The 8,297-nt window shown below is 27.8% G+C and carries 5 protein-coding genes; 4 read left to right on the top strand and 1 reads right to left on the bottom strand.

Going from position 1 to position 8,297, the window contains the following annotated elements:
* Positions 1-32 precede the first annotated feature (32 nt).
* From HVN35_07640 to HVN35_07655, 4 genes are read left to right on the top strand one after another with little or no spacing between them, the layout of a single operon-like run.
* A complete protein-coding gene (locus HVN35_07640) occupies positions 33-2,132 on the top strand; it encodes a HEAT repeat domain-containing protein (GenBank protein ID NYB52411.1) in 2,100 nt (699 codons plus the stop codon).
* Positions 2,113-3,315, top strand: coding sequence for a tRNA-guanine transglycosylase (locus tag HVN35_07645; GenBank protein ID NYB52412.1), 1,203 nt, complete (start codon positions 2,113-2,115; stop codon positions 3,313-3,315). Before HVN35_07640 ends, HVN35_07645 begins: the two co-directional genes overlap by 20 nt.
* Before the next feature lie 28 nt (positions 3,316-3,343).
* Positions 3,344-4,018: a hypothetical protein gene (locus tag HVN35_07650; GenBank protein ID NYB52413.1), complete on the top strand. Its 675-nt coding sequence runs from the start codon at positions 3,344-3,346 to the stop codon at positions 4,016-4,018.
* Positions 4,018-7,590 carry a hypothetical protein gene (locus HVN35_07655; GenBank protein NYB52414.1) on the top strand — a complete coding sequence of 1,191 codons (3,573 nt, stop codon included), beginning with the start codon at positions 4,018-4,020 and terminating at the stop codon, positions 7,588-7,590. Before HVN35_07650 ends, HVN35_07655 begins: the two co-directional genes overlap by 1 nt.
* Here the strand turns inward: HVN35_07655 and HVN35_07660 are convergent.
* Positions 7,587-8,093, bottom strand: a complete 507-nt coding sequence (locus tag HVN35_07660) for a hypothetical protein (GenBank protein NYB52415.1) — start codon at positions 8,091-8,093, stop codon at positions 7,587-7,589. The two genes, HVN35_07655 and HVN35_07660, sit on opposite strands and share 4 nt — an antisense overlap.
* Between the last annotated feature and the right edge of the window lie 204 nt (positions 8,094-8,297).

Consider the following 8,297-nt stretch of genomic DNA (forward strand, 5'->3'; position numbering starts at 1 on the left):
ATTAAAAATTTATCGAAAATGATATTTATTAATTGACAATATTAATTTTTAAACAGAAGTTGTGGGGACTAAATATTCGGAAATTAAGACATAGATCTAATCCTAAAGTTAGCTCTACTTCGGGTTTTTCTAAATGCCATGAATGTGGTAAACTTATTGCTAAATCAGAAATGATAGATTCTAAATTTTGCAAAGATTGTTTTGATACTATCAGTTTAGCCAATAAATTAGCTTTAAAACGCTGCGCAACTTGTCATGAATATTTTGAGCCAACATCATCTAAAGATCCCTATCACTGTTCTGAATGCTTAAAAAAGATGAGAAGATGTACTAATTGCCATAAAAAATTCGTTCCCGATGGAAAAATAATTTTATGCCCTGTATGTTACAGTAATATCGTTAGAACTTGCCAAATTTGTAAACAAGACTTTGTACCTAAATCAGGTTATCATCAAATATGTCCTAAATGCTACCGAAAACTAAAACATAACAAGAAATCCAACATATCCAAAAAAGTCGCTGATATTGATAATAAAAATAAAAAAACAATTGAACTTTTAATTAAAGCTTTGAATGATCCAAATACTCAAGAATATGCAACTAAAACTTTAATTGAAATGCAAAAAGATTCAGTTGAAATTCTTATAGAATCATTAAACAACAAATCAAAATTTAAAAGAGATCAATATGTTGAAGTTTTGTTTCAGATAGGTGAAGATGCTGTAAAACCTTTAATAAAAGCGTTAAATGATGAAAAATACCATGAAGAATATTTGATAAAAACTGGTTGTATCAAAGTATTGGGGTTAATTGGAGATAAAAGAGCTGTAGAACCTTTAATTGAGTTATTAGATGATTACGATTCATATGTAAGAAGTAGTTCTGCTAAATCTTTGGGGTTAATTGGAGATAAAAGAGCTGTAGAACCTTTAATTGAGTTATTAGAAAATGATATAAATACTTTTGTTAGAAAAGCTTCAGTTTCTGCTTTAGGTAAGTTAGGAGCTTCAAATGCAATTAATCCAATTATTGATACTATTGATGATGATGAAGACCCTAACTTAACTATCCAATGTTTAAAATCTTTAGTTGAAATCGATTATGATTTAGGTCTTGATTATTTACTAAAAAACGTTGATAATCCCAACAAACTAATATCAAATTTCTCTACTAATTTTATAATTTCAAATGAAGGTGAAGAATATCTAAATACGTTAGAAAAAAAAGATGATATTATTCAACAAGAATTAAGTAAAGATGAATTCTTAGAATTAGTTAATAACCTATTAGAAGATGACCCTGATATTCGAATGGAATCTGTGAGACGTCTTGGGTTAAGCGGCAATCCTCGAGCAGCAAAATATCTTGTAAAATTAATTAATGATAATGATGATGAAATAAGATTAGAGGTTCTTAAATATTTAGGTAAGCTAAAAAATTTGGAAACAATTGATTCCTTAATTAAAACATTGAAGCATGAAGAAACTTCTATGAGGTGGGCTGCCGAAGAAGCGTTAGCTAATTTTGGTAGTGATGCAATTCCGAAGATTGCTAAATCTTTGGAATCTAATGATGAAGATTTAAGATATTATTTGGTTGCAATTTTGGGTGAAATCGAAGATCCTAATTCAGAAAACCTTTTAATTAAATCATTAAACGATTCTGATTTTGATGTCAAATTGAAATCTATAGAATCTCTTTCTAAAATAGGAACTGATAAGTCAATAGGCCCTCTGCTAAAATTATTAAATGATGATAATGCCAGGATTCAACGAAATTTATCTTATTGCCTTATTAAAATTTGTCAAGAAAAGGATTTAGATACTCTTGAAAATACTCTAAAAAGTGAATATATGGGTGAAAATAAAGCTTTAAAATCAATAATAACGAAAATTAATAAAAAAATTCAAAAAGAAAAAGAAATTAAAAAATCAGATGATTCTGAGTCAAATTTGCCAATTGGAACAATCCTAACTAAAGATAGTGACCAAAAATCAGAAATTAACCCATACGAAGATATATCTGAAGAACCATCAAAAACTAACCCATCCGATGATATACCTGATAAAGAATCCAAAGAGGATCTAGGTGATGATCCATTTGCAATCCTCGATGAAATTACCAAATATTAAATCGCTTGCCGAACCAAATGGTGATCTATTGAGCTATAATTTTGATTTAGACTATTCAGAGCCATATGATTCAAAGTTAAAATTCAATGTTTTGGATTATGATGAAGAACTATTCTCTAGGCGCGGTAAAGCATTGATTAATGACAAAAAAATACAAACTCCCGCCTTATGGTTCGGGCATGTAATGGGAGGCACTCCGCAACCTTGGAATTTTTTAAACATTAACACTGTTATTGTGAATGCTGCCGATATTCTAAGAACTAAAACAAATACAACTTCAGCATGTGAAAAAGGCATCCACAAACATCTTAATTTTGATGGAGCTATCTTAATGGATTCTGGAGGCTTTTTATTTCAAAAAAGGGATGAAATTGATATTGATCCAATATCAATTATAGAATTATATGAAAAATCAAAGCCTGATTTAGGAGTAATTTTAGACCATCCATTTAATCCATCAGAAACTAATAAAACTAACCTAAAAAGATGGTCTAAAACACTTGAAAATACTAGAATAATGTTTGAAAATATTGGAAAAGTAGATTTAATGCCCGTTATTCATGGTTATACTTTTAAAGATTTAAAATCAGCTTGTAATGATGTAAAAAAGATAATCGATGAACCATCAATGATTGGAGTGGGAAGTTTAGTTCCTTTATTATTCAGGACTAACGGCACTAAAAGATTTAATGATCCTATTAAATTTGTTATCGATGCTATTAGAATAGTGCGACAAGAATTCCCTAATTCTTTTTTACATGCTTTTGGTGTTGGAAGTAGTAAAACCATGCATCTAATGTATTCTTTAGGTGTTGATTCTCTTGATTCCACAGGTTGGAGGCTTAAAGCAGCCTATGGTATAATTCAATTACCTGGTGTTGCTGACCGTCACCCCATAACACGAAACAATGGACGTTCATTTCTCAATGAGACCGAAAAAAAAATTTTGAAACAATGTAAATGCCCATCTTGTAACAAACTGTCAATCGATAAAAGGTTAAAATTATTAAATGATGAGTTTATAGCAAGGGCTATTCACAATGCCCATGTTTTTATTAATGAACAAAATATGTTCCAAGAACAAATCAACAACGGGAGAACTAAGGATTTTACTCGAAAACGATTAAATAGTGGAATTTTTCCAAAAGCATTTGAATATATTGTTGAAAAAAAGAATTCATAAATTAATTAAATTTAGGAGTCGTAAAAAAATGGAAACAACTACAAAATTTAAAAGATTTCCTCCAATTAGTGGTGTTACTTTTTCTGGTAATGAAAAGACCGTAATTAATAGTAGACTTGCAATAGAAGAAGAGATTAAAGATTCAATCAATTATTGTAAAAAAGAAACTGAAGGAGTAGCAGCAAGATTTATTTTAGGTGACTGGGGTGAGGGTAAAACCGACACATACGAAAGAATTATCGAACCAGTCATTACAAACTCTGGAGATTATTTATTCTTTTTATCTGCATCACGTTTAGCTAACTCTTATGATAACGAAACAATTATGAATTTTGCCAAATTCATTCTCGCAAACCCAGATCGATTATTAATACATATATTTAATGTTATTAAATCAGATGCCAAATATCAAAAATTAATACCTGAAATTAAAGAAAACCCTAAATCATTTCTCAGTAGAACTTTGGATCAACTATTTGAAAATAATGATAAAAAAATATTTATCTTTATAGATGAATTCGAAGAACTATTATTAACTCCAAAAATTCTTAAAAAAGTTGTTTCTGGTATTAAAGAAGCTATAAATGGCGATTTTGAAGTTGAATCATTAGCCAGAGAAGGTGATTACAAAGATAGATTACACTTTTTTTATCATGCACCCCCGATGCTTACTATAAAATCCAAGTTAATTATGATTTTATAATGCCTGGTTTTGACAGAAGAGTCGGGAAAATTAGACTTACCCCGATCACTCGAGAAGAGGGACTTAAATTTTTAATGGATTTAATAAAATATTCATATACCTCTAAAGATGACGATGATCCCCTATTGCCCAAAAAATTACCAATTAATAACATTTCCGTTTTTAATACTTTATTAAGAGTAAGTCAGAGGAATATGGGTAATTTAACAAGCTTGTTCACTGAAATCTTTAAAAGCTTAGTAGTAAATGATCAAATTGAAATATTAAACTATTCCAATTTGTTAGAACAACTTAAAAAGCATGAAATTACTGCATATGGAGGTCAAGCACCATGCATCGATAATAATTATGAACGCATAATTAAATATTTAGAAGATATCTGTTCTAATGAAGATCGAGAAAATTGTAAAGAGATATTCCGATTAATTATAGGGGAGTTAAGACCTCATTCGTTAAATAACATTTCTGAAATAATACATAGGGATAATTCTATTGTTAAAAAATTGATTGATAAAATTAATGATGAAATTAAATTAAATGATAAAATTGAAAATGCTTTTATTACTGTTGCTTCATTATCTGATAATAAAAATTTAGAAGATGTGTTAAAAAAATTAACGGAATACAACTATATAAAAAATAATAAAACATTTTATATACATAAAATCAAGTTTTCTGAGCCTATAGAAGAATTTAAAGAAAGAATAATTCACTATGATTTAGATGATAATTACAACTTGGTACCTCAAGTTTATTTACCAATTAATAAAGAAGACACAAAAGCGTTTTTTGAAGGTTTAATCGAAGATGATGAAGAAGCTACTACACTTAGCAGCATTTTTAAAGAATTGACCAAAGATGATACTGCATATTTGGCTAATGAATCACTCCTAAATCTTATTTACCCAACACCCATACCTCCCGATACAGCATATTTAACTAATGAAGAAGAAAAATTAAAATTATGGAGATATTTATCTCATAATCTTAACATGGAATATGAGAAGAATATGTTAGAATCATTCTATTTGTTTATGGAAGAATCAAAAATATTTCAAATTAATGAACAAATCAACTCTCGTCTTCAGTTAATTATTCCTGAAACAAATACTCAAATTAATACTCATATTTTGCTTGTAAATGGGGATGTTGAACGTAAACACATCATTGAGGCTAGTGAGATTTTAAGTGATAATCTAGCTACAAATTTAGTAATTATTTTACATAACGGTGAATTCACCGAACAAGCATATGATGAATTAAATGCGCATAAATTAGGTAAGAATGGTAAGTATCAAGTAATGGATATTCAACTTCATCATTCTCTTGCCAAAAAACTTCTATTTGGTTATAAAGCAATGCAAAAATTTGAAGATTTCATTGATATGGATCTATTTGAAGGTGTATGTAAAGAGAAAATAGACGAATTAAATCTTAAAGATAAAATTAATTCTTGGATTGACCATCAAATTGATAAAGGACTTGTTATAAATCAGATTAAACTAAAAAATGCTAGAGACCTTAAAACTTTTTCTGATGGACTTAAACTATATTTAAATTATAATGGTTCTCACTCTCCAGAAGAAATCCATAATCTAAATATGAATGGAGTTTTGCTTTTCAAAAGATATGGTGGAAGAGGGTTTATTGCTTCAGACTTTGAAGATGGTCCTAGTGAAATAACCAAAGTATCATCTGATTTAAGTGAAAATGGATTTTTAATTGAAAAAAATGGTAAATATGCAGTTACAACTAACCCTGTAGAAGATAGAATATGTGAATTCATTGAAAATTCAGGAGGCAAATTAAGTTTAACGGAGTTAAAGAGTTATTTCATAATTAGAGATAGAAATGAAAGAGCATTCCAAGATGTTTTTATAAATATTCTAGATTATAAAGGTATTATCAAACAAACTGGTGCTAAAAAAGAACCAATAATTGAAATTAATAACTTTGATTGGGCAATTGAAAATTTAAGGAATATATACAATGAATATAAAAATAATGTTGAAGATGAAGAATTTAGAAGATTTGGTCATTATTACATTATGAAACAAAGAGCTTCTAAATTAATTGTTTTTGAAGAATTTGATGACTTTATTACAAAAACATACAATGAAGCGGAATCTTCCCGTGATTTATTAAAAATAAACATTTGCACTAAAATTTTAAATCATTTTAATAATAATTTCTTGCTCGCTATTCAAGAAGCCTCAAAAACTGCACCAAAGTTAATGTCACACATTAACCAGATGAAAACAGACTTAGATGAATCAATTGATAATATAATCAATAAAAGCGTTCTATTGTTAAAGTATAATTTCAAAAAGAACGATATAATTGAATATCAAGGCTTATTACACGATTTCGAAGATCTTAACAATCTTTATTTAAAAATATTTTCAAAAGATGAGTTATCAACAGAAATAAAGAATATTGAAAATAAATTTAAACGCAAATACCCTGAAGAATACGTCAAAAAATTGCTTGAAATTTTCGGATTCAATAAAGAAAATGACACAACACCCTATTTTAATGTGAAGATTTATCTGATGAATGAAAAAATTAAAAAAATATCTAATAAAGCTTCTGAAATTAAAACTACTCTCGATCAATTAGGCTTTAAATTTAAAGAAATCGAAAACCGACAATATGAACTTAAAAATAAAATAAAAGAAACTAAAGAATCTATTACGGAAAATAACAAAATCGCATTTTATATGTATAAACAACTTGAAGAAGCAAACATAACACAGAATCAAACATTAAAAACTCCTTCAAGTAATTTAGACTTATCCTCATTATTAAAATCATCTGAAGATTCTTTAAATCAAATAGGTGAACGAATAAAACTCGTAATGAAGTACACAAATCATATAGAAAATATCAATGAAGCAGAAATTGAATTTTTAGATACTTTAAGACAACATAAAGCTGATTATTTAATATATCAAAGGATTGGAGATACAAAGAACTTTGAAAAAGATTTAAAATTTCTAGACGAAAAAATAAAGGAATATGAATCAATTTATAAAGAAATAGATATGGAAGAGCTCAGAAACGATATTAAAAAAAGACAAGGATTAGTTAGGGAATTTAATTCTTGGACAACATCACTGCAAATAGCTTCTGATGCAATTTCAAGCGAATGGGAAGATTACCAAAATAAAAATCGAGAAAATGTTAATAAAATACAAAAAACATTTGATATTTTTAAATCAAAAGGAAAATTAAGTGAAGATCAAGAAGCTTTGATTAATTATGGAATTAAAAATTTAATTCAGTATAGTAAAGTTGACATATTGAATTCAGAATATACTGCTTCTGAATTAGATTCAATGAGAGAAAAGCTTAATCATGATGCTATAAAAATATTTGGTGCATTTTTAGAGGAAAATGACAGAAGATTATTGCTATGTTTGGAATCAATGGAATCTAAATGGATAAGTATGGCAGAAGTCCAAAAAATGGCAAAAGATAAACTTGGAATGGGCGAAAAAAGTCTACAAGAATCTTTAGATAATTTAATAAATGAAGGATTTTTAAAACAAGGTTTATCATTAACCCTTTAATCTTTTATCCACTCATCTAATAGTTTTATCTTAGATATGTAATACACAGGTAATTTGGAATACCAAAGAATTTCAAAATAAGGTTTTGATTGTAATGGACTTGGATAAAAAAATATTAATTGTTTAAACCCTTTATCTCTTACTTTTTCTCTAATAATTCCTCCTAATTCAAATTTATCTTCTAAAGTAAGATCGCTAGGATGAATATCATAATATTCTAAGCATTCATGTTGCATGTGAATTCCATATTTGTCAGAAATAATTCCATAGTTTAAATTTAAATTATCAATATATCTGTAAAACAATTGGTTATAAATCCCAACATAAAAATCCTTTGGATAACCACGTTTTTTAATAGACTTTGTTTTAGAACATGATGTAGTCCATAAAGAATTGTCAGGAATTTGATCGATATTTTGAATGTATTTAAAGTGATATTCATTGGACAATACATTAAGCCATTCTTTCGTAGCAGGTATTTGTGGTGGTTTTGTTAATTTCATAATTAATTTCCTTATAGTTCGAATAATATTACTCTAAATAATTTATGTTAATTAATATTTAATTAGTCTAATTTTTATTGGGACTGTCAAAAACTTGGGGGATAACCATCAAAAACTTTTCTTTGGTTCCAAATATCAATTCTGATATTTATACGTGACATTACTCCCTTTTTAATCTTCATTAAACGCTTAACACTTTTAGGA

The sequence above is a fragment of the Methanobacteriaceae archaeon genome (genome assembly GCA_013403005.1).
Lineage (GTDB): Archaea > Methanobacteriota > Methanobacteria > Methanobacteriales > Methanobacteriaceae > Methanobacterium.